The sequence below is a fragment of the Phyllobacterium chamaecytisi genome (genome assembly GCF_020164455.1).
Lineage (GTDB): Bacteria > Pseudomonadota > Alphaproteobacteria > Rhizobiales > Rhizobiaceae > Phyllobacterium > Phyllobacterium chamaecytisi.
Genome location: NZ_JAIQWW010000002.1, coordinates 231,806 through 254,557 on the forward strand (window position 1 = coordinate 231,806; position 22,752 = coordinate 254,557).

Annotated in this window: 21 protein-coding genes; 11 read left to right on the forward strand and 10 right to left on the reverse strand. The window is 57.7% G+C overall.

Annotated features, from left to right (window positions below):
• The first annotated feature begins 50 nt into the window (after window positions 1-50).
• From LB462_RS04830 to LB462_RS04855, 6 genes are all read left to right on the forward strand, one after another.
• The gene (locus LB462_RS04830; protein ID WP_224506224.1) at window positions 51-527 is read left to right on the forward strand and encodes a tripartite tricarboxylate transporter TctB family protein; all 477 of its coding nucleotides are present in this window, start codon (window positions 51-53) and stop codon (window positions 525-527) included.
• On the forward strand, window positions 527-2,023 hold the full coding sequence (locus tag LB462_RS04835) for a tripartite tricarboxylate transporter permease (protein ID WP_112528918.1): 1,497 nt from the start codon (window positions 527-529) through the stop codon (window positions 2,021-2,023). The genes LB462_RS04830 and LB462_RS04835 overlap by 1 nt, the downstream gene beginning before the upstream one ends.
• On the forward strand, window positions 2,020-3,390 hold the full coding sequence (locus LB462_RS04840) for an MmgE/PrpD family protein (protein WP_224506225.1): 1,371 nt from the start codon (window positions 2,020-2,022) through the stop codon (window positions 3,388-3,390). The genes LB462_RS04835 and LB462_RS04840 overlap by 4 nt, the downstream gene beginning before the upstream one ends.
• Window positions 3,387-4,151: an SDR family NAD(P)-dependent oxidoreductase gene (locus LB462_RS04845; RefSeq protein WP_224506226.1), complete on the forward strand. Its 765-nt coding sequence runs from the start codon at window positions 3,387-3,389 to the stop codon at window positions 4,149-4,151. The genes LB462_RS04840 and LB462_RS04845 overlap by 4 nt, the downstream gene beginning before the upstream one ends.
• 136 nt (window positions 4,152-4,287) lie before the next feature.
• Window positions 4,288-4,848: a chromate transporter gene (locus LB462_RS04850; protein ID WP_224506227.1), complete on the forward strand. Its 561-nt coding sequence runs from the start codon at window positions 4,288-4,290 to the stop codon at window positions 4,846-4,848.
• Window position 4,849: 1 nt separating this feature from the next.
• Window positions 4,850-5,404 (forward strand): chromate transporter, encoded by a 555-nt coding sequence (locus tag LB462_RS04855; protein WP_224506228.1) that lies wholly within the window; start codon window positions 4,850-4,852, stop codon window positions 5,402-5,404.
• Here the strand turns inward: LB462_RS04855 and LB462_RS04860 are convergent.
• The 3 genes from LB462_RS04860 to LB462_RS04870 are packed head-to-tail and all read right to left on the reverse strand — an operon-like array spanning window position 5,393 to window position 8,604.
• On the reverse strand, window positions 5,393-6,415 hold the full coding sequence (locus tag LB462_RS04860) for a PdxA family dehydrogenase (RefSeq protein ID WP_224506229.1): 1,023 nt from the start codon (window positions 6,413-6,415) through the stop codon (window positions 5,393-5,395). The genes LB462_RS04855 and LB462_RS04860 overlap by 12 nt on opposite strands.
• A complete protein-coding gene (locus LB462_RS04865) occupies window positions 6,412-7,515 on the reverse strand; it encodes a tartrate dehydrogenase (protein WP_224506230.1) in 1,104 nt (367 codons plus the stop codon). The genes LB462_RS04860 and LB462_RS04865 overlap by 4 nt, the downstream gene beginning before the upstream one ends.
• A 12-nt stretch (window positions 7,516-7,527) precedes the next feature.
• A complete protein-coding gene (locus LB462_RS04870; RefSeq protein WP_224506231.1) occupies window positions 7,528-8,604 on the reverse strand; it encodes a tartrate dehydrogenase in 1,077 nt (358 codons plus the stop codon).
• A 166-nt stretch (window positions 8,605-8,770) separates the two neighbouring features.
• Here LB462_RS04870 and LB462_RS04875 point away from each other — a divergent pair, with 166 nt between their 5' ends.
• Complete coding sequence (locus tag LB462_RS04875) at window positions 8,771-9,724, forward strand: alpha/beta fold hydrolase (RefSeq protein ID WP_224506232.1); 954 nt, start codon at window positions 8,771-8,773, stop codon at window positions 9,722-9,724.
• Between the two features lie 106 nt (window positions 9,725-9,830).
• Here the strand turns inward: LB462_RS04875 and LB462_RS04880 are convergent, their stop codons facing one another.
• The 7 genes from LB462_RS04880 to LB462_RS04910 all read right to left on the reverse strand — a co-directional run bounded on the left by LB462_RS04880 (window position 9,831) and on the right by LB462_RS04910 (window position 18,301).
• Window positions 9,831-10,901, reverse strand: a complete 1,071-nt coding sequence (locus tag LB462_RS04880) for an isocitrate/isopropylmalate dehydrogenase family protein (protein ID WP_224506233.1) — start codon at window positions 10,899-10,901, stop codon at window positions 9,831-9,833.
• A gap of 12 nt (window positions 10,902-10,913) precedes the next feature.
• Complete coding sequence (locus LB462_RS04885; RefSeq protein WP_224506234.1) at window positions 10,914-12,008, reverse strand: AbrB family transcriptional regulator; 1,095 nt, start codon at window positions 12,006-12,008, stop codon at window positions 10,914-10,916.
• A gap of 11 nt (window positions 12,009-12,019) precedes the next feature.
• Window positions 12,020-13,435: an MmgE/PrpD family protein gene (locus tag LB462_RS04890; RefSeq protein ID WP_224506235.1), complete on the reverse strand. Its 1,416-nt coding sequence runs from the start codon at window positions 13,433-13,435 to the stop codon at window positions 12,020-12,022.
• 118 nt (window positions 13,436-13,553) lie between these two features.
• The gene (locus LB462_RS04895) at window positions 13,554-14,309 is read right to left on the reverse strand and encodes an FCD domain-containing protein (RefSeq protein ID WP_224506236.1); all 756 of its coding nucleotides are present in this window, start codon (window positions 14,307-14,309) and stop codon (window positions 13,554-13,556) included.
• Window positions 14,310-14,432: 123 nt separating this feature from the next.
• On the reverse strand, window positions 14,433-16,166 hold the full coding sequence (locus LB462_RS04900) for an ABC transporter permease (RefSeq protein WP_224506237.1): 1,734 nt from the start codon (window positions 16,164-16,166) through the stop codon (window positions 14,433-14,435).
• 6 nt (window positions 16,167-16,172) lie between these two features.
• A complete protein-coding gene (locus LB462_RS04905) occupies window positions 16,173-17,219 on the reverse strand; it encodes an extracellular solute-binding protein (protein WP_224506238.1) in 1,047 nt (348 codons plus the stop codon).
• Between the two features lie 14 nt (window positions 17,220-17,233).
• A complete protein-coding gene (locus LB462_RS04910) occupies window positions 17,234-18,301 on the reverse strand; it encodes an ABC transporter ATP-binding protein (protein WP_224506239.1) in 1,068 nt (355 codons plus the stop codon).
• A gap of 226 nt (window positions 18,302-18,527) precedes the next feature.
• Between LB462_RS04910 and LB462_RS04915 the strand changes: the two genes are divergently transcribed.
• From LB462_RS04915 to LB462_RS04930, 4 genes are all read left to right on the forward strand, one after another.
• Entirely contained in the window at window positions 18,528-19,259 is a 732-nt protein-coding gene (locus LB462_RS04915) for a FadR/GntR family transcriptional regulator (RefSeq protein ID WP_370637065.1), read from the forward strand.
• On the forward strand, window positions 19,256-20,836 hold the full coding sequence (locus LB462_RS04920) for an ABC transporter substrate-binding protein (RefSeq protein ID WP_224506240.1): 1,581 nt from the start codon (window positions 19,256-19,258) through the stop codon (window positions 20,834-20,836). Before LB462_RS04915 ends, LB462_RS04920 begins: the two co-directional genes overlap by 4 nt.
• Before the next feature lie 62 nt (window positions 20,837-20,898).
• Window positions 20,899-21,858 (forward strand): ABC transporter permease, encoded by a 960-nt coding sequence (locus LB462_RS04925; RefSeq protein WP_224506241.1) that lies wholly within the window; start codon window positions 20,899-20,901, stop codon window positions 21,856-21,858.
• Between the two features lies 1 nt (window position 21,859).
• On the forward strand, window positions 21,860-22,735 hold the full coding sequence (locus LB462_RS04930; protein ID WP_224506242.1) for an ABC transporter permease: 876 nt from the start codon (window positions 21,860-21,862) through the stop codon (window positions 22,733-22,735).
• The last annotated feature ends 17 nt before the right edge of the window (window positions 22,736-22,752 follow it).

A 22,752-nucleotide genomic window follows, 5' to 3' on the forward strand; every position in this document is an offset into this window, starting at 1 on the left:
AGGAGATCGGCCGCGTGGGCCGATCTCCTACAGCGTATGAGGGCCACCCCATGAACAAAGATCTTATCAGCGGCGTTGTTCTTCTTGCCGTCTCCGGGACGTATTATGCTTGGTCCAGTCAAATCGCCGACAGCACCCTGTCCGATGAAGTGGGTGCCACAGGCTTGCCGCATGTGCTTTCCATCATCCTTGCCATTCTTGGTGTCCTTTTGATTGCACGTGCCATACTCCTCAGGCGGGCTAGGACGGCGACCGCAGCAGGTACCGATGATGACCAGGATGCCCACTTGCCCCGCGCCATCGGGTTTCTTCTTTTGGGCGCAGTCTATGTCTTTGTCCTTCCGTTTATCGGCTATGTCGCGGGTACCGCTCTCCTGATTGGCGCCGTCGCGCTTTATGAGGGCGCCCCGCGCAACTGGGTGGTATTGGCCGCGGCTGTCGGCGGTGCGGTGTTCTACTGGGCAATTTTCGTCAAACTGCTTGGCGTCCATCAGCCGGTAGGCTCGCTTTTTCAAGGAATGTTCTGATGACCACATTCTGGGACATCATCCACCTGCTGACCGAGACCCCACTCTTCTTCGTTGCCATTGGCGGGCTTACCTGGGGCATTCTTGGCGGTGCTCTGCCGGGCATATCCGCGTCCATCACCATGGCGCTCGTTCTTCCTTTCACTTACACGATGGACCCGGCTCAAGCGATTGCGCTCCTGGCATGCGTCTATATCGGTGCTGAATATGGCGGGTCGATCCCGGCTATTCTCATAAGAACGCCTGGAACCAACTCTTCCGCTGCTACGGTGATCGACGGCTATGAAATGAATCGCCAGGGGCGTGCCGGAGAGGCACTCGGCATTTCGCTGATGTCGGGCGTCGTTGGAAGTCTCTTTGGACTAGCGATGCTGATTTTGCTGACCGAGCCCTTATCCTGGCTGGCGCTGGCATTCACCCCGCCATCCTATTTCGGTCTCGGCATCCTCGGCCTCAGCGTCATCGCCTCCATGAGCGGAGGTTCATTGATCAAGGGCCTTGCAGCCGCGACCGTCGGATTGATGATCGCGACTGTCGGCACGGACCCGATCTCCGGCGTTACACGCTTCACCTTCGATATTCCCGATCTTCTTGGTGGTATTGAACCCGTACTTGTCATGGTTGGTCTGTTTGCACTTACCGAGCTCATGAGCCAATCCGGGTCGTCAACCGTCCTGCAATTGAATGAGACGATCAGGATCAAGCTGCCAAGCTGGTCGATGATGAACAAGCTCAAGCGTTCGCAAACCATCGGCTGTATTCTTGGGTTGTTCGAGGGCCTGACCCCAGGTGGCGGTGGGTCCATCGCCGCGTTCATGTCCTACAACGAAGCAAAGCGCTGGTCGAAAACGCCGCAGCTTTTCGGCAAAGGCTCGGAGGAAGGCGTCGCAGCGCCGGAGGCCGCCAATAATACGGTGGCAAGTACCGCGCTGATCCCGCTGCTCAGCTTCGGCATCCCGAGCTCCAATTCTACAGCCGTCCTGCTTGGCGGGTTGCTGATGCACGGGCTCATCCCTGGTCCGCGCCTGTTCGAGCAGAGCGCACAGGTCATCGACAGTATCTATGTCGGCTCGTTCATCGCTATTATTGCGCAGATTGGTGTTGGCATGATCATCCTGCCTGCCTGCATCTGGCTTGTTAACAGACCACGAGCCTATCGGGCGGGGTTCATTTTTGCCCTGATCCTGTCAGGCATCTTCACCCTGAATAACAGTCTGTTCGATCTCGGCATTGCACTTGCACTCGGCCTGGTTGGCTATCTTATGAGGATCGCGGGATTCCCCGTGCTACCGATGATTCTCGGCGTCGTGCTCGGCCACATGGTGGAATCGAGCTATCGCCGTTCGCTCGTTCTGTCAGGCGGCGATCACATGATATTCCTTCAGGATCCGATCGCCGTTTGCCTGCTGTCGATCGCTCTCATCTTCGTCGTCTTTTCGCTTAGCCGCGAATTCCGCGACGCCCGCAAGACCAAAATCGAGGAAGCGCATTCATGAACCATTCCGTCCCGACATCGACGCCTGTGGCGGTCAAACTGGCCGCCTTTGCCGAGGAGGCCGCGCCACCATCTGCGGTCGCTGATGTCTGCCGTCGCCTGATATTCGATATTATCGGTCTTTCCATCGCTGCAAGACACACGGACTATGTCCGCGCCGCGCTTGCCAGTGCAGTGGATGAAGGGTCGTGCACGGCCTATGGTCACGATCGCGGCCTTGGGCTTTACGATGCCGCGCTCGTCAATGGTACAGCCGCCCACGGAGAAGACTATGACGACACTTTTGAAGGCGGGCCCATCCACGCCGGCGCGGTAATCGTCTCGGCTGTTCTGGCGATCGCCGAAAAACGCGGTCTCGATGGCAAGGCAGTGATGCGCGGCATCGCGGTTGGTTCCGAATTGATGTGCCGGATGAGCCTCGTTGCACCGCAGGCGACCCACAAGGCCGGCTTCCACCCCACTGCAATATTTGGTGCTCCCGCCGCCGCCGCCGCCGTTGGTGCGGCACTCGGTCTCGACGCTGCAACGATCGGCAGAGCGCTCGGCATTTCCGGCAGTCTCGCGTCCGGCATCATCGAGTATCTCGCCGATGGCAGTTCGACCAAGCGCCTGCATGCCGGGGCTGCGGCACAGGCCGGGTTGCGCGCTGCCCTTCTTGCAGAAGGAGGGTTCACCGGACCTATCACGGTCTTCGATGGTTCGCACGGCTTCTACAAGGCCTTTGCTCCGTCGAAGACGCCAGATTTCGCACCGCTGCTTGATGGTCTGGGCAAAACCTGGATCCTGGAGACGCTGGCTTTCAAGCCTTACGCGTGCGGGACCATGACGCAGCCCTTTATCGACTGCGCGAGAAAGCTGGCAGCTGCTGGCGTGCTACCGGCGGATATTGTTTCCATCACTTGCAAGGTAGGTGAGGGCACTGTTCATCGCCTGTGGGAACCACTCGCTGAAAAGCACCGGCCACCCAATGGCTATGCCGGCAAATTCTCCACTCCCTTCTGCATGGCAGTCGGTTTCCTCGACGGTGAGGCGGGTCTCGGGCAGTTTACCAATGAACGTGTCAAGGACCCGGAGGTGCGGGCACTTGCCGCCAGGATCTCCTACGAAATCGATCCTAACGATCCTTATCCCAAAAACTTCACCGGCCACCTCAAGGCAACCCTAAAGGACGGAACCGTCCACGAGTTCAGGCAGCCGTACATGCGCGGCGGCGCACATGAACCATTGCCGGATGCCGAACTGGCTTCCAAGTTCGAGGCCAATTTGCGGTTCGGCGGCTTTGACAGCGGCAAGATCGCAGCATTGCGTGACACCCTCAATCAGATAGCAGAGGGTCGCAAAGTCGATTTGAGGGCGGCGCGGGCATGAGCAAGGACAATCGTGAACTCAAGGGCCGTGTAGCATTGGTAACGGGCGCATCGCGCAATATCGGACGCGCTATCGCGCTTGCGCTGGCCGAGGCAGGTGCTTCAATCGCCATCGTCGCAAGGTCTGATCAAGCAGCGGCCGAATCCGTGGCGCGTGAAGTAGAGACGCAGGGTAGCCGGGCAATTGTGCTTCTCGGCGACGTGGCGCAAGAGGCCGATGCGGAGCGGCTCGTCGGCAAGACTGTGGAAGTTCTGGGTCGTCTCGATCTTCTCGTCAACAATGCAGCCATCCGGCGGGAGGCTCCAGTCGAGAAGTTGTCTTTCACCGACTGGCGCGAAGTCATGGGTGTGACGCTGGACGGAGCGTTCCTGATGAGCCGCGCTGCAATCCCCCATCTGATCGCAGGCGAGGGGGGAGCAATCGTCAATATCGGTGGTCTTACCGCCTATACCGGGGCGACGAACCGCGCCCACGTCATTTCAGCCAAGGCCGGGCTCGATGGGTTCACCAAGGCCTTGGCGCATGAGCTTGGTCCGCGGGGCGTTACCGTGAACCTGGTCTCGCCCGGAATGATCGATACCAATCGCGCACATACCTCATCCGGAGGCGAGCCGGCGCACCATAATACGACGCGTACACTGGTCGGCCGGCGCGGCACACCTGAAGAAGTTGCGGCGGCCGTGCGCTATCTTGCCAGCCCGGCAGGCCGCTTCGTGACGGGACAAACAATGCATGTGAACGGTGGGGCTTTCCTGCCCTGAAGCGCGGTGCGGAGTGGTCACGACAATATGTGCTGAACACGTGAAATTGCCGGTTGACTAACGCCAGCAGGAGACCCAAGACGAGATCAGCGCGTATCAAGTTAGAGTCGTTCAGCCCAAGCAACGGACACAACCCTTGACTTCTCCAGTCCCTGCCTCTCCGCTAGAAACACCACGCCTTCGGTCTCTCTTTCTCCTCTGCTTCAAGATCGGTGTCTTGAGTTTCGGTGGAGGCCTCAGCGGCTGGCTCTACAGGGAGTTCGTCCTCAGCAAGCGCTGGATCGACGAAGAGGATTTCTCAAGCAGTCTGGCGATTTCGCAAATGCTGCCTGGTGCGAATGTGGTCAATCTGGTCATCTGCATGGGTGAACAGTTGCGCGGGCCTGTGGGCGCCTTAACCTGCGTTCTTGGTTTTCTTGTCGGTCCGTTCTTTGCGGTCGTGGGTCTTTGCCAGTTGTTCGATGCCCTTGCTGGCTATCCCTTGCTGCCGGTGATTTCGGACGGCGTGGCCTTCGCTGCAATGGGCCTCTTGATCATCATGTGTGTTCATGGCGTTCGCAGGGCGATGCGATTTCCTCCATCCATTGTTACCATTGCGGTGACGGCGATACTTGTCGGGATTTTCCGCTTTCCCCTCATCCCCGTTGCCTGCGTCATCGCCCCGATCAGTGTCGCTCTGGCCTGGCGGAGAATCTGAAGTGCGTTTCGATACCCTCGTTGCGATCGCTCTGGTGTTCATCCCTTTTTCGCTCACCTCGATCGGCGGCGGCGCAGCGATTGTCGCCGGTATCCAGCATGAAACAGTCACTGTTCATGCCTGGGTGAATTCTCGCGAATTTCTCGACCTGTTCGCAGTGTCGCGTGCCGCTCCCGGGCCTGGAATGATGCTAGCTACCGTGATTGGCTGGAAGGTCGCTGGCTGGCTCGGCGCGTTCGTGGCGACGCTGGCCCTCTTCGTTCCATCATCGCTGCTATGCTATTCCGTCTTCAAGTTGACAAACCATCATCGCGACAAGAAATGGCACCGCGCCATGCGGGAGGGTTTGGCGCCGGTCGGTATCGGCTTGATTATCGCCGGCGTGTTGTCCTTGTTCCGGCTGGCCGATGGAGGGGTCACAGCCTTTGTAATCGCCGGGCTTTCAGGCGTGATCCTATACTTTGCGCCAAGGTTTCCGGTCTTGGGCGTGCTGGCGCTTGGTGGCCTTGCGGCTATGTTGGCATCGACATTGAGTACCTGGGTTTCAAGCCTGTAACGCCTTGAGCCGTTTGAACTGGACCAGCCTGCTTGCCAGGTTGATGGCGTTTTCAAACGCGCCTGTATCTGCCACGCCTTTGCCGGCGATATCAAACGCTGTCCCGTGCGCGGGAGTTGTGAAAACGGTATCGAGGCCAGCAGTTACGGTCACACCCCGATTGAATCCGCGCATCTTCGTCGCGATCTGGCCCTGGTCATGATACATGGAAAGAACGCCGTCATAATCTCCGGCAAAAGCCTTGAGATAGACTGTATCGGACGGGAAGGGACCCTCGCAGTTGATGCCCTTCGCTGCCATGGCTTGAACAGCCGGGCGAATGATCTCGATTTCCTCGGTTCCGAACAGACCGCCTTCGCCGCCGTGTGGATTGAGCGCGGCGACGGCAAGCCGTGGAGACTCGATACCCGCCTTCTTCATCATCGTCGTCGCCAGAACAATTGCATCTTCGATTGCCGGGCGGTTGATCTGCTCGACCGCCTGTCTGAGCGAAACATGCGATGTGACGCGGGACATCCACTGATTGTCGAGCACATTCATCTCGCTGAAATAGCCCTTGTGGCCGAGCAGATGAGCGAACATCTTGTGCTCGTCGGGAAATTTCCATCCGCCATCATACATGGCGCGTTTGTTGAGCGGTGCGAAGGAAACCGCGTCGACCTCACCGGCCTTGGCGAAATCGATTGCCCGTGACAATGTCTCACCGGTTACGCGACCGGATTCCGCGCTGCCGACCCCGGGTGCATAAAGTGCGGGATCCGTATTGGCGAGATCGACGAGAGGAACAGCATCATCAGACCAGTCGATCGCAGCAGGGGATGTATAGCGCTTATAGACGACTGATACGCCTGCCTGTTGCATTCCGACATCGATGACCCGTGCATCGCCAACGACCACGATGCGGGCGGTGCCCGACATCCGCCGGTCGTGCAAAATTCGCGCGGTTTGCTCCGGACCAATCCCGGTGCAGTCGCCGGGTGTCAGGGCAATGATCGGCAGCTCTGATTTCATGATGCCCTCGACGCGTTGGAATTGGATGAGGAAAGCGCCTCCGCCACCGCCCTGCCACACGTGATCGTGTTGGCGGTGCCGCCGAGATCGCCGGTCCGTGAAGAGGGATCGGCGAGGACGGCCTCGATTGCGTCTATGATAGCTGCCGCCGCCTGCGGGTGACCGAGATGTTCCAGCATCATGGCTCCCGCCCAGATTTGCCCGATCGGGTTGGCGATGCCCTTGCCGGCGATATCGGGCGCCGAACCATGAACCGGCTCGAACAGCGACGGAAAATTGCGCTCCGGGTTAATGTTGCCGGAAGGCGCGATGCCGATGGTTCCCGTGCAGGCGGGGCCAAGGTCCGAGAGGATATCGCCGAAAAGATTGGATGCCACGACGACATCGAAACGATCGGGGTTGAGCACGAAGTGCGCGCAAAGAATATCGATGTGATACTTGTCCCAGCGCACGTTGGCGTAGGACTTCGCCATCTCTTCCACCCGCTCGTCCCAATAGGGCATGGTGATCGAAATGCCGTTGGATTTTGTCGCTGACGTCAGGTGTTTCTTGCCTCGGCTCTGAGCGAGATCGAAGGCAAAACGGAGAATCCGATCGACGCCGATGCGGCTCATCACCGTCTCCTGAACGACGATCTCCCGCTCCGTTCCAGGATACATCTTGCCGCCGATCGAAGAATATTCGCCCTCGGTGTTTTCCCGGACGACAAAGAAATCGATATCGCCCGGCTTGCGACCTGCCAATGGTGACGGCACTCCCGGCATAAGCCGCACGGGGCGCAGGTTCACATATTGGTCGAATTCGCGCCGAAACTGCAGGAGCGAACCCCATAGGGAAATATGGTCGGGCACAGTCTCCGGCCAGCCAACGGCGCCGAAGAAGATCGCGTCATGGCCGCCGATCTGCGCCTTCCAGTCCTCGGGCATCATGCGGCCGTGCTTCGCGTAATAGTCGCACGAGGCAAAGTCGAACGTGTCGAACTTCAGATCGAGGTCGAATTTGTCCGCGGCCGTTTCGAGGACGCGCAATCCTTCCGGGACTACCTCTTTTCCGATGCCGTCGCCGGCAATCACCGCAATCTTGAGACTGTTGGCTGGCATCTTGTTTCCTTCCTACTCGTTGTCGCCGAGGATGGCCGCACAGACCGCATCGGTGACCATGTCCGTCGTTGCATTGCCGCGAAGGTCCGGTGTGTGCAGTGCCGGGTCAGCAGTGACCCGTTCGATGGCGCGCATAAGCCTGGCCGCGGCCGTGGGCTCGCCGAGATGTTCGAGCATCATGACCGCCGACCAGAATGTCCCCACCGGGTTAGCGATCCCCTTGCCGGTGATATCAAACGCCGAGCCATGGATGGGTTCGAACATCGAAGGAAAACGTCCTTCGGGATTCAGGTTAGCGGTTGGCGCAATGCCGATCGATCCGGCGAGTGCGGCGGCTAGGTCAGAGAGAATATCGGCATGAAGGTTTGTAGCGACAATCGTATCGAGCGATCGCGGGTTGAGCGTCATGCGTACGGTCATTGCGTCGACCAGCATCTTGTCCCAGGTAACATCGGGAAAATCGCTTGCAACCTCTCGGGCGATCTCATCCCATAATACCATGCCATGGCGCTGGGCGTTCGATTTGGTGACGACGGTCAGGAGCTTGCGCGGCCGCGATTGCGCGAGCTGGAAAGCAAAGCGCATGATGCGGGAAACGCCAGCACGCGTGAAGATCGAGACTTCCGTCGCCACCTCTTCCGGCAAGCCCCGGTGCGAGCGGCCACCCTGGCCGGCATATTCCCCCTCGGAATTCTCGCGAACGATTACCCAATCGAGATCCTCGGCAGTAACACCCCGTAACGGGCTTTCGATGCCCGGCAGAATACGGGTCGGGCGTACATTGGCGTATTGGTCGAAAGGCTGGCAAATGGCGAGGCGCAGGCCCCATAGCGTCAAGTGGTCAGGAACATCGGGCGCACCCACTGCACCGAAATAGATAGCGTCGAAGGCTTTCAATTTGTCGATGCCGCCCTCGGGCATCAGGACACCATTCGCCTTGTAGAAATCCGATCCCCAAGGGAAATTATCGACATCGACAGTAAAATTGCCATCGCGGGTTGCGCAGGCATCAAGGACACGAAGCCCGGCGGCAACAACCTCCTTGCCAATACCGTCGCCCGGAATGGCTGCAATCTTGTGTGTCTTCATTGATTGACTCCTTGGCGGCGCATTTGGCAATTCCGTTTCCATATACTCGGATGACGATTTTTTTCATGATTGTCAATTATAAATTGTTGACAATTTACAGAAATGGGCATGACGTGATCTCCAGGATATCCTGCATGATTGATAGCAAGCGAGAAGGAGAAATGCGATGTCGCTGACAGAGTCGATGTCCAAGGTGCCCCCGTTCTTTGAAGAAAAGGGAAAGCTGATGCACGGTTTCCGCTATGAGCGGATACGAACTGCGGGCGCAGAGATCAATGTAGCGATCGGCGGTGAGGGGCCGCCGCTTCTGCTGTTGCACGGCAATCCGCTGACCCATGTCAGCTGGCATAGGATCGCGCCCGCGCTCGCCAAAAGTTTTACTGTTGTTGCCCCCGACCTGCGCGGCTATGGCGACAGTTCGAAGCCGGATGGAGGAGACGATCATTCGGCTTACTCATTCCGTGCCATGGCGCAGGACAACGCAGAAGTCATATCGCATTTTGGCTTCGAGAAGTTTCAGGTTGCGGGACATGATCGCGGTGCGCGCGCTGCTTTCCGTATGGCGCTCGATTTTCCCGATCGCGTTGAGCGGCTGGCTTCGCTCGATATCGTTCCGACATATCATGCCCTTACCAACGTTACACTTGGCTGGGGGCTCGAGGCCTATCATTGGTTTTTCATGGCGCAAAAGGCACCATTCCCTGAAAAGCTGCTGACAGCTGACCTTGATTACTACATCGACTACAAACTCAACAAGAAAGGCGTTGGCCTTGAAATCTTCAGCCCGGAAGCGATGGCTGAATACAAGCGCTGTACCACGCCTGAACAGATCCATGCGGTATGCGAAGACTACCGGGCGACTGTCAGCGTCGATCTCGCCATGGACACGGCAGACTTCGGCAATCGCAAGATCGACTGTCCGGTGCTGGTTCTGTGGGGTTCCAACAGCCATTGTGGGCGTCATTTCGCTCCGCTCGAGGCATGGAGGCCCTGGGCTCCCGACATGCGAGGCTGGGCGATGCCAACCGGCCATTATCCGGCTGAACAACGTCCCGATCTTGTCTATGACGCATTTTGGAAATTCTTCAACGGCCAGGAGCCGGAAGAGATCAAGGCTTAGTTCAAAGACTGCGCTGTAGGCCACAGAAATGGCGCTGTTACCCTCCCCCCTATGAGGAGGGAGGCTGCGAAGCAGCAGGGAGGGGTCTTTGAACGAACTTGGCGAACTAACCCAGCGCCGCAATAATTCCCCTTGTCATTCCGGCAGTGTCAGCAGTCCCCTTGATATCGCGTGTACGCGTGGCGGGATCGCCGAGTGCCGTAGCAATTGCTTTCTCCATGATGGACGCTGCCTCCACGGCCTGCGCTATCTTGCGGTTATGGCCCAGCCACTCGATCATCATCCGTGCGGATTCGATCATGGCGAATGGGTTGGCTATGCCCTTGCCGGCGATATCTGGAGCGGAGCCGTGTGTGGCCTGCGCCATCGCCAGATTGCCCTCACCGATGCACAAGCCGGGTGCCATGCCGAGACCGCCGACGAGCCCCGCAGCCTCGTCCGTCAATATATCGCCAAACATGTTGGTGGTAACGATGACGTCAAAACTCTGCGGATCGCGTATCAGACGCATTGCCATGGTGTCGACGATCACCTCGTCGACAGCCACCTCGGGGAATTCCTTGGCGACCCGATGGCACTCTTCAACGAACATGCCGCAACCAAGCTTGAACACGGTGTTTTTGTGGACAAGCGTCAGGCGTTTTTTGCGTTGCTGCGCGATTTCGAATGCCGCCCGTGCCACACGCGATGAGCCCACGCGCGTAATGACGCGAACAGAGATCGTCACATCTTCCGTCGGCCGGAATTCGCCAGAGCCGGCAACCACGTTGCGGTCGGGCTGGAACCCCTCATTATTCTCGCGCACGATGACGAGATCGATGCCCTCGTGAATCGCCCCAAGCCCAGGAAAGGACTTCGTCGGACGGACATTGGCGAAGAGGTTGAAGCCCTTGCGCATGATCGGGTGCGGATTGATCGCGCCGGGAACCTTTGGATAGGCCTGATGTCCGATTGGACCGAGAATGAAGCCATCCATCTTCGAAAGCGTTTCCATCGTGCCTTCAGGAAAAGTCGAGCCGTGCGTGTCAAGCGCCGACCGACCGATCGGCATCGGCCGCCAATCGATTTGCAGACCCGTCTTGGCAGCAGCCGCGCGCGTTACTTCGACGGCTGCTGGCACGATTTCATGGCCGATATCATCGCCGTTTAAAATGCCGATCACGAGATGGCTTGTCATGGAACAATCCTTTCAATCAGAGGATGCGTCGAGGCGACGCGAAAAGGTTTCAAATATTCGAAACGTGAAGAGGATCGTCGTCATCACCACAGCAATCCGGGTGATCTGGAATGCGGTGACGGTCGTCGCATCGAGATGCATCCCCGTAGCGGTGAGGGCCATTTCAGTGACCCCGGCCGGCGCTACGGCTAGTAAGCTGGTGACGAACGAAAGGCCCGTCGCCGCCGAAAGCGCCCAGGCTATTGCCATGGCAACAGCGAGCAGGAACGCCGTGGTGACAAGAGCCGAAGACGTCACACGCCACAGCCTGCCGAGGAGCGATCGTCTGAAGCGGCAGCCAAGCCAAACGCCTATGACCACCTGTGCGATCGTAAGCACGGTCGACGGAACCGCGAACGGCCCAAAGCCAAAGCCGGAAACGAGAGCGCCTATCGCCGCCGGGACAAGCAGCCAGGTATTGGGCAGCTTCAATCTCCGCACGAGAAATGCAGCGGCAGCTCCCACGACGAACAGGGCAACAAGCGGGATCGCTTCGCCCCGAAAAGGTATCGGCGTCAGATGAATACCGCCATCCTCGCCAAATATCGTTACCAGGAACGGAACGATCGTTACGATCGAAGTAACGCGGATCAAATGGACCACAGCGACAGTATCACTGTCCGCGTTTTTCTGATGGGCGACCACGGCCATTTCCGCAAGGCCGGCAGCAGCGGTAGCGAAGAAAGCGGTCTTGCGATCCGTTCCCGCAAGCTTTTGCAATAACAACGCGGCAATCATCGTTGCCGCGATCATCAAAATCGTTGCAAGGAGCATGAACGGAAGCAATTTAGCGATTGCAATGACCACGACTGGAACAAAGCGCAAACCAATGGCGAGCCCGACTGCCACCTGCCCGAGCTCCCGGCCATAAGGCAATGCTGCAAGGGGAGCCCCCATGATCGAGGCGCTCCCACAGGCCAGAAGCGGCCCCAGAAGATACGGTAGCGGCATCGATATACTTTTAGCAGCGACAGCCCCTGCAATGCCGATCAGTACTGCCAGACCCATTCTCGCGGGGGTGCGGTCGAAGACACGCGGACCGCCACCCAATGTTCCCGAGTCTGGCATGATGATTTTCGTCAGGCGACAGAGATGAGACGCGCTGACAGATCGTCCAGAGTGCTAAGGGTTTCCAGCCCGCGCACCAGTTCGACGATCTCATCCGCCTTGCTGCGGGACATCCCTGCGAACTCGGCGTTCTCACGGAACTTGTTTGCTACCTCGTCATAGCTCATGGGGAATGCCGGGCTGCCCTTGCCAAAATCGGCGCGCCCGGAAATCTTGCGGCCATCCTTGAGTTCGATATCGATCAGCGTTGTCATAAGGTGATAGCCTGCTGCTTCGGCCTCGTCGTCTATAACGAAATCGACCTTCTCGATCATCGCCTTGACGTCCTCGCGTTCGACCGCAGCGTCTGTAAACTCGTTGAGGCCGGCACGGCCTTCGAGCAGCAGGATCGCCATGCAGAATTCCATGGAGAATTTCGCCTGGAGTTCATCCTTCGGACGATGATGGATCAAGGCATTTGGCATATTGGAATTGGTGCCAACGCGTACATGCTTCACGTCCTCGGTGCGAATGCCATGCTCTTTGATCAATCGCAGCATTTCGGTCATTCCGGGATGGGTGAGGGAGCCCGACGGATGCGGTTTGATGGAGATGCCGGGATTGGCGAAAGTCCAGGGGGCGCCCAATTTGTCGAAGATGGCACTCTGATCGTAGCCGCCGCCCGCTGCAGCAAAGAACCCGCGCGGTGCCTCGAGTATCCGAGGCGTGGCGGTCCAGCCATAGGACGCGAACTGTGCCGCCGCAACGCCGCTTTCCGAGGACCGCCCCGCATGGAATGGTTTTGTCATCGTGCCGAAATTCTCGCGCAGACCAGCGGACTGGCTGCCCGCAATCGATAGCGCACGCTGCGTGGTCGCAACGTCGAAGCCCATTAGTCTGGCACTCGCTGCGGCGGCGGCGAAAGTTCCACATGTAGCTGTCGCGTGAAAGCCTGTCTGGTAGTGACGGGGCGCGATTGCTTCGGCGATCTTGCATTCGACCTCGACGCCGAGATGGTATGCCAGCATGAAGTCCTTGCCGGAAGACCTGACAAGTTCGCCGATCGCAAAGGCAGCTGGCAAGGCAGGCGCCGTCGGATGTGTGAGCAGGCCATAGACACGGTCTTTGGCGACGGCCAATTGTGTGTCGTCATAATCATCCGCGTGGATGCCAACACCGTTGGCAAATGCAGCGAACCGAGGTGCTACCTTGCGGCCACCGCCGATAACGGTCGCGGCGCCGTCAGCAAGCCCGAGATCTCCGAGATGCTGGCGAACGAGTTCGCCGCTTTTGGCGACCGAACCGGACAGTGCAAGACCGAAGCCGTCGAGTATCGATTTCTTGCCTAACTCGATAACTTCCGTCGAAAGATCGGCAAATGCTGTCTCGACCACGAATTCGGCCACGTATTTCGTCAGCTCGATATCGACTGCCTTGTTCTGATTCATCCCAAATCCTCTTATGTCACGTCTGTCTTGAGTAAATTCTCAAATCGACTGTGCTGGGAGGATTGTTAATTGTCAACAGTTTTGTGTTTGCAAAAACCTCGAGCCATCGTGGACTGGATCAAGTTTCGTCAGTGGACCTCTCGTCGCTCGTTTTGCGCGATTGTTTCTCAAGCTGTTCAACCGGGCCCGGCTGTCCAGCCTGACGGGTACGTACGATGCCATTGAGAATATGGGTGCGCGCAGCGATGAGACTGCGGACAGGGTCGCGCGCTTCGAGCGCATCGACAATTGCACGATGTTCCTCGTTGGAGATGTGGAGCACATCGTGGCTGGAAAGGGCGCGATAGCGCTGGATATGCAACTCGCGCACAAAGCTCTGATAGATGAGTTCGAGGCGATTGTTCCCGGCCATATGCGTGATCTGCTTATGGAACTCGAGATTGACTGGGTAGTAGATGTGGACGTCACCGAGCTCGACAATCTCATCCATGCGTTGCAACAGTGCTCGAAGGATTGCGATCTCGGCGTCAGTCACCCGCTCCGCCAGCATCATGGCCATGCATCCGAAGACACCGGCGCGGGCTTCCGAAAGGTCCTGGGCCTCGTCATTGGTAAGCGCCCGGATAAAGAAGCCGCGGTTGGGGATAATCTCGATAAGTCCCATGGCCGCCAACGCGCTGCAGGCCTCGCGGATTGGTCCGCGACTAACGCCGAGGCGCTGGGAAAGGCCGTTTTCATTCACCCGCTCATTGGGCTTGAGCTCGCCATCGATGATCATCCGCTCGATCTCGGCCTGTACAACATTCGCGAGCGAACGGGTGCGAAGGAAATCGATCGCGGATAAATTGTGCGGGGCGTTCGTTATCTCTGACATGCGCAAGCCATCGTGAAGGTTCCAGTATTTACGGAGCAAGAACCTTGCGGATTACTCCTCCAGCCCTCGTTTAGCAGCAATTCCAGCAATTGGCGACCCTGCCGAGAGGCAGGGCAACTTGCTCTAGCCTCGCGTATTCATTTGCGAACCACCAAGTACCGGAACCCGGTTGGCGACAAACACCACGGCAAAAGAAGCGGCAAGAAGAATGATACCGAGAACACAGATCGCTCCAAGATCGCCGCTCTCGTTAAGATCGTAGATAATGACCGAGACAAGCTTGGTGTTTGCGGTAGTCAGCAGGATTGTTGCTGAGAGTTCGCGGATTGTGCCGACGAAAACAAAACACCAGGCCGCGACGACGCTCGTCCGCAGCAACGGAGCTGTGATATCCCACAACGTTCTCAACCGCGATGCGCCGACGATGCGGCCGGCTTCCTCCAGTTCCGGATGGACACCGGAAAAGGCCGAGGACATCTGTTGATAACCCGCCGGGAGCTCGATTGTCATGAAAGCGATGAGGAGGATCCAGATCGTTCCATAAAGTTGGAATGTCGGATTGGCATAGCTGAGGAACAGGCCAACGCCGAGGACAATGCCAGGAATTGCAACCGGAGCGGTGGCAAGGACGCCGAGGAAACCAGAACCGGGAACCGAGCGGCGGATCACTAGATAAGATACGATCAGCGCGATGGCTGTGACGGCAGTCGCCGTCAGAAATCCAAGGAGAAACGTATTGCGAAGGGCGAGCTGTGTCGCCGAGAACTCAAAAAGCACGAACCGCCAATGGCTCAAAGTCAGCGTGCTGAGGTTAATTGGGTCGCCGACCGTGCCGGTGAAGGCCGTCTTGAGAATAGCCAGATACGGCAAGATGATCGTCAGGCTGAGCACACAGAAAACGAAGGCGATGGCCGGCCATTTCCATGGGCCGAGTTCGGTGATCCTTGGGGTACCGCTCTTGCCGCCGAGAACCGTGTAGCCCTTGCGTCCAAGGATCGATTTTTGCGCGCGCAGGAGAATGACGGTGATAATCAGCAAAGGCAGCGCGGCGGCAGCTGCGAGGCCGAGACGTGGCGGGAACTGAAAAAGGCTCCAGATCTTCGTGGTGATCACATGAAAGCCGGCAGGCAATGCGAGGATCGCCGGGGAGCCAAACATCGTCAGGGCTTGCAGAATGGCAATCAACGTTCCCGCTAGCATTGCCGGAAGTACCAGGGGAATCGTCACCTTCCGCAACGTGGTCATGGATTTGCCACCGAGAATTGAAGAAGCATCCTCGAGATCGGATGGAACCTTGTCGAGTGCGTTCGCCACAAGCGTGAAAACATAGGGGAAGGTGAAGCAGGCGATGGCAAAGACGAGGCCGCTGAACGTATAGATGTTCACCAGATATTCGGATGCTTCGAGCCCGAAGACACTCCTGTACATGATATTGACAATGCCGCTGTTTGGCGCAGCCAATATCTCGTAGGCGATAGCACCAAGGAAAGGTGGTGTGACGAACGACGCTGTTACCAGCATGCGGATTGTTCGTCTGCCGGGTAAGTCCGTCCGCGCTACAAGCCATGCCATCGGCGTTGCGATGATGCAGGCGAGGACGCCAACGGCCAAGGCCATTCCGATCGCAAGGCCGTAAGCGCGAAGAAGGGTCGGGTCGGCGACGAGGGCAATGTAATTGGCGAAGGTGGCGCCCGCGCCGGTATCGCTGCGAAAGCTATAGTAGACGAGCCAGAATAATGGCAGGAGAACCAGGACACTCAGGACAAGCGTCAACAGAGCGAAAGTCGGCCATGAAAAATCGATGCTGCGGCGCCGACCTTGAACCGGCAAAGCTTGAACCTGAATGTCACTGGTCATGATCAATTATGTCCCGAAATACTTTTCATAGTTGGCTTTGATGGTGGGAATCTCGGGCTCGAGTTTCTCAGGATCCGAATGCAGAATCTTGATCTTCGACAAAGGCGTGCGATCCGCCTTTTCCTTGACGTCCGGGTGGAATGATCTCAGCCCGCCGAAATCACTGTTGAGCTGCTGCGCATCGAGCGAAAAGAGGAATGCGTAGAACAACTTGGCGGCATTCGGATTGGGGGCCTGTTTCAGAACCGCTGCATTACCGACGGCAAGCGGTGTACCTTCGTCCGGGTAAACGATCTTGATGGGTTTTCCCTCGTCGATGAGACGGAAGACGTTGTATTCATTGCCATCGACTTCGAGTGCCCGTTCGCCTTGAGCGAGTTTCTTCGGAGGCTCGGTCGAAGATTGCACCTGCATTATGTTTTGCTTGCCGAGCTTTTCGAAATAGTCCCAGCCAAGAAGCTGACTCAGCACGAATGTCGAAGTCATCACCGTGCCGCTATAACCCGGATGCGCCTTGACCATCTTGTCCTTGAAACGCGGGTCGAGCAGATCTTCCCACGTCTTCGGAGCGTCGGCATCCTTCATCAAGTCTGTACGGTAGGCGATGACGGATAGATGTGCGCGGTAGGCGGCGAAGTTACCGTCGGGATCGCGCTCATCGGCAGGCCATTTGTCGGCCACTTCCTGCGGCACCATGGGTGCAAGCCAGCCCTGGCGCTTGAAATATTCGAAGTGCACTGCATCGGAAGTTTCGATCACGTCTGCATTATAGATGCCGGTCGAGTACTCCTGACCGATGCGCTGGAAGACGCGTTCGGATCCGGCGCGTTCTACTTGTACTGCTATGCCCGGGTACTTGGATTTGAAGAGTTCGGCGAGCTTTTCGGCGACCGCGACGTCGGTAGCGGTATAGAATACTACCTTGCCTTCAGCCTTGGCGGCTGCTTCGAGCTCGGGTGTAATCTGGTAGGGCGCCGGTGCTTCAGCCCAGGCGGCGGGTGAGGCCGCCAGTCCCGTGGCCAAGAGTGCGGCAGATAGAGCTTTCTTCCACATGCATAGTTCCTCCCTTATTGTGCGAGCGCCCGGCATTTCTCTGGTGGGAAATGCAGCCATACTTCTTGGCCAACCGGGATCGCAACGTTGACTGGCGCGACTGTGCGCACCGTTTCTCCACCAGCGATTGAAACGAGATAGTCCCGGTGCGAACCGAGATAGATTTGCCGCGTGACTGTGCCGACCGTCACATTCGTGTCGGCACTCTTGGGCTTGGCCGACGACAGTTCGATGTCATGATGCCGAACCGAAACTGCTGTTTTTCCGGAAGCCGCGGTGCTCCCGCTGCCGCATCGGAGCACAAGCCCGCCTTCGCCAATAACGCTATGTTTATCGCCGCGGGTGCCGCTGAGAATATTGGTACCGCCAATGAAGCGGGCGACAAATTCAGTCTCCGGACGTTCATAGATATCTTCCGGCGAACCTGCTTGCTCGATACGGCCGTCATTCATGACGACGATCATGTCGGCGGTGGTCATGGCCTCCGCCTGATCATGCGTCACATAGACCGTCGTGTAGCGAAATTCGTCGTGAAGCCGGCGGATCTCAAAGCGCATTTCCTCGCGCAGATTGGCGTCGAGGTTTGAAAGCGGCTCGTCAAGCAGCAGGATTTCAGGCTTGATGACCAGTGCTCGTGCCAGCGATACACGCTGCTGCTGACCGCCGGAGAGTTCGCCCGGATAGCGATTTTCCAGCGGAAGGAGTTGTGTGGCCGAGAGGATAGTCCGGACGCTCTTGGTCACTTCCGATTGTGGAAGACGCCGCAGCTTCAGGCCGTAAGCCACATTCTCGAAGACCGTCATGTGCGGCCATAGCGCGTAGCTTTGGAAGATCATCGACATGTTGCGCCCCTCGGGCGGTACGGTCGAATGAGCTGAAGATATGGTCTTTCCGCCGACGCGTATCTCGCCCGCATTGGCTGGAACGAAGCCTGCGATAAGCCTTAGCGTTGTTGTCTTGCCGCAGCCAGAGGGCCCAAGAAGGCAAACGAGTTTGCCTTTATCGACGGATAGGTTGACGCCTTTGACAACCGTAAGCGGACCGTAGCTCTTGGTCAGGCCGTCTAATTCCAGGAATGCCATTCCACCTCCCGAGTGTTCACGGAACCCGACAGGTCGGTTTTCCGCTGATATTGGCTTCATCGAAACGTACGGAGCAAATTGAAGACTGTCAACAGATTACTATTTTCAACTTCTTCACATTGAGTTGTAAGAGTGTTTAGAGGGACCAGCCCTGTCCTGTTGACAGATATCCTACAAGTGGCTATCTAGTCTAAACTGTACCATCACCGAGATTGGAATCCGCATAATGGCGTTCAAATCCCTCAAGCCTCTGCACCGCGCGCCCCTGCTGCATGTGTCAGTGCAAGAAAGCTTGCGGGCTTACATCAACGAAAATGGTCTGGAAGCAGGCGCGCCGATGCCGCCCGAAGGCGAACTCGCCAGCCAGCTCGGCGTCAGCCGGAACTCGTTGCGCGAAGGTATCAAGGCATTGGAGTCGGTGGGTGTTCTGGAGTCGCGGCGAGGTGTTGGCGTCTTCGTCAAGGCATTCTCCTTCGAGCCGCTTCTTGATAATCTTGCCTATGGCTTGGGCGGGGCGCTGCGACAGATCGAGGAAGTGCTGGAGATTCGCAGGACTCTCGAAGTCGGCTTGATCGCCAAAACGCTGCAGAAAATCACTGACGAAGATATCCGGGAGCTACGGCAGGTCGTGGCTCGCATGCGCATCCATGCCGAGCGCAATGAAGCGTTTGTCGACGAAGACAGGCTTTTTCACCGGCTGCTTTTCCGCTGTCAGGAAAATGAGACGCTCGTGCGGCTCATCGAGGTGTTCTGGCTCGCGTTCTACAAAGCGTCCGATTTCGTCAATCTGGAAAATACAGATCCGATGGCGACATGGCGTGATCATGAGGCGATCGTTGACGCTGTCGAGGCAAGAAATCTCGAAGACGCCCGCAACCGCCTCGACAGTCATTACGAGGGGATCGCTCGAGTGATTGCACATAACAAGACCAATACGACAAATGGGAGGATACCATGAAACTACGAATGATGGCTTCAGCGCTGGCACTGTCAGTGGCGCTGATTGGAGGCGTAACATTGGCGCCGGTTGCAGCGCAATCCGCAACCTTGTCGGGTGGATTCGATGTCGGGCCGGGAGGGTTCCAGGGAAACTTCAACCCGCTCGCGGCAACAGCCGGATTTACCTGGCTCAGTGTCTATTTCGAGCCGCTAGTCACCTATGACGACAAACTGCAGAAGGTCGTCGGTGTGCTGGCGGATAGCTATGAAGTCAGTCCGGATCAAATGACTTATACGTTCAAGCTTGCGGACGCCAAATGGCATGACGGCAAGCCGTTTACCTCCAAGGACGCGAAGTTCACCATGGGTCTGGCCATGGACGCGAAATCGGGGTCCGTCCTTGCTGCGAGATTGAAAGCAGTCTCATCAGTCGAAGCTCCGGACGATCATACCCTGATCGTCAAGCTGAGTGCGCCGAGCGCGAGTACTCTCGACACAATGACCAAGGTGATGATGCTGCCGGAACATGCATTGGCATCGATACCGGCAGATCAACTCGCCAAAAACGCATGGTGGTCGACCTCGCCAATCGGGACCGGGCCTTTCAAGTTCACCAAATACGTCACCGATCAATATGTGGAACTTGCCGCCAACACTGATTATCGCGGAGGAAAACCGGCACTCGAGCGGGTGATCAACCGATACTTCGCCAATCCGGCAGCCGCGATTGCTGCCCTTCGCGCCGGTGAAATCCAGTTCACATACGTCGATTCGAACGATGTCTCGACATTCAAGGGCGATGAAGCTTTCAAGGTCATCGAAGGCGACAGCTTCGTGGTCAACTATCTTGGCTTCAATCATGAGTCGCCGATCTGGAAAGATCCGCGGGTCCGCAAAGCGGTTATGTATGCCATCAACCGCGATGCCATCATCAAGAGCCTTTATGCGGGTGCTGCCAAGCCGGCCAATTGCGCCTATGTCGCGGACCAGCTGATGCCACAGGGCATTGACCCTTATGCCTACGATCCGGAAAAGGCGAAGCAACTTCTGGATGAAGCCGGATGGTCGCAGATCAATGGCGACAAGCCGATTACCCTTCTGACCTACTACACGACCCCTCTCGCGACCAATGTGCTCGCCGCCGTGCAAGCCATGCTTTCGCAGGTGGGGATCAATGTCGTGCCGCGCGCCGTCGATACACCGACCTACAACAGCATCGTCCTGAACCCGAAGCCGGACGTCGCGCAGTTCCAGCTGGTCTATGCCGGTCTTCAGAACGGGCCTGATGCGGGTAGTATCAATGTCGGTCTCAATGAAAAGCAGATCCCGCCAGCGGGCCCCAATGTGGTGCGTGCGCGTATGCCGGAACTCAACAAAGCGCTGGATACCGCTCTTGCCGAGCCCGACGCGTCCAAGCGCGATAGCCGCTATCAGGATGTTTGCAAGGTCATGAATACCGACTTGCCCTGGGCAACCCTGTGGGTGGCGAACCGTTATGGTGTTGTGTCGTCAAAGGTCAAGGATTTCATCTGGACACCGGCGCCGGGTGGCGGCCCCTATCAGGCTCATCCGGAAAAATGGTCACTCGGCGAATAATCGCTCGCGCCTGATCGTAGTTCGAGGGGTGGCGCTGGCCACCCCGGCAAAACGGAACGAAAATGCTTCAATACAGTCTTCGACGTCTGCTGATAGGAGTAGGCATGCTCCTTGCCTTGAGCGTGCTTATCTTCTTGCTGTTGCGTCTCACCCCCGGCGATCCGATCGATGCCTATATCGATCCGAACATCCCGATGTCGCCAGAGCAGCTTTCCGAACTGCGCAGCCAGCTTGGGCTCGACAGACCCTTGCCGGTTCAATATCTGGCGTGGCTGCAACAGGCCATTTCGGGGAACCTCGGCTTCTCGATCAAGCGCCAGGATCAGCCGGTGCTGGATCTGGTGTTGTCGCGCATCGGTCCCACAGTCCTGTTGATGGGATCGGCATTGGTCATCGCGATTATCGCGGGGATCGTCACTGGTGTTATCAGCGCGGTGCGGCGGAACTCGCCGGTGGACCTCTCATTCTCGGTCTTTGCACTTGTCGGCATTTCGAGCCCGGCATTTCTGAGCGCGCTGATAGGCCTCTATGTATTCGCCGTTCGCCTGAAATGGGCGCCATCGGGTGGCATGCTGACGCCTGGTGCGGAATTTTCCATGGTTGACCTGCTCCATCATCTGATCTTGCCCGCAGCACTGCTCTCAATCGCGCAGGCTGCCCTGATCATGCGCTACATGCGCTCGTCACTGCTTGAAGTTCTCAATCAGGACTATGTGCGTACGGCGCGGGCGAAGGGCGTCAAGGAATTCTGGGTCATCGCCAAGCATGCGTTGCGCAATGCCTTGCTGCCCGTGGTGACGGTCATCGGCTCGACCATTGGCCTCGCGATCGGCGGCGCGATTTTCATCGAAAGCGTATTCAATTGGCCGGGCATGGGTCTGTTGTTGGTGAATGCCGTCGAGACGCGAGACTATCCGGTCATCATGGGCGCAACACTGATCATCGGGGCCTGTGTGATCGTGGTCAACCTTTTGACCGATATCACCTATGCGATCATCGATCCGCGTATCAAGGTCGGTTGAGATGCTTGCACGCACCCCTTCCCACAGTCCCGGTCCGATGGCGCGCGCATTCCACCGTTTTGGCCACAACAAGGCGGCGCTGTTCGGTGTTTGCATCATTCTGCCGATGCTCGCGATGATCCTGTCCTATCCTTTGTGGTGGACGTTCAAGCCGAACGACATCGATCTGCTCGCCATGAACAGCGGACCGACGGCTACCCATTGGTTCGGAACCGATGGTGTCGGCCGCGATGTTTTCGTGCGTGTTCTGGAGGGCGGCCGCATTTCCCTGCTGGTCGCTGTAGCCTCGACAATCATCTCGGCGATCATCGGGTTTCTGGTAGGCGCTATATCGGCGCTTGCCGGTCGCTGGGCCGACGCCGTCACCATGCGTTTCGTCGATCTGGTCATGACCCTCCCGCCGGTCATCTTCCTGCTGGTGCTGGCGTCGATTGCCGGTACGGGCATCTGGCCGACGGTGCTTGTCATCTCGCTGCTGTCATGGCCACTCCTGTCCCGCATGATCCGCTCGAGGCTGCTTGAACTCCGGGAACGGGATTTCGTTTTGGCTTCGCGCGGCATGGGAGCAGGGCTCGGGCATCTGCTGTTCCGGCATGGCCTGCCGAACTCCATCGATATCCTCGTCGTCTATGCGACACTCCAGATTGCCAATGCAATCCTTCTTGAGGCCGGACTGTCGTTCCTCGGTCTCGGTATTGCACCACCCGCCGCCAGCTGGGGCAACATGCTCAACGCAGCGCGCTCGACGGCCGTTCTCGAACAATTCCCCTGGCAATGGCTGTTCCCCGGTGGGGCTCTGGTCCTTGCCGTCCTTGCAATCAACTTTATTGGCGATGGTCTAAGGGATGCCTTCGATCCTCGCGCCGAACTGAACTGACAAAGAAAGAAAGCGAA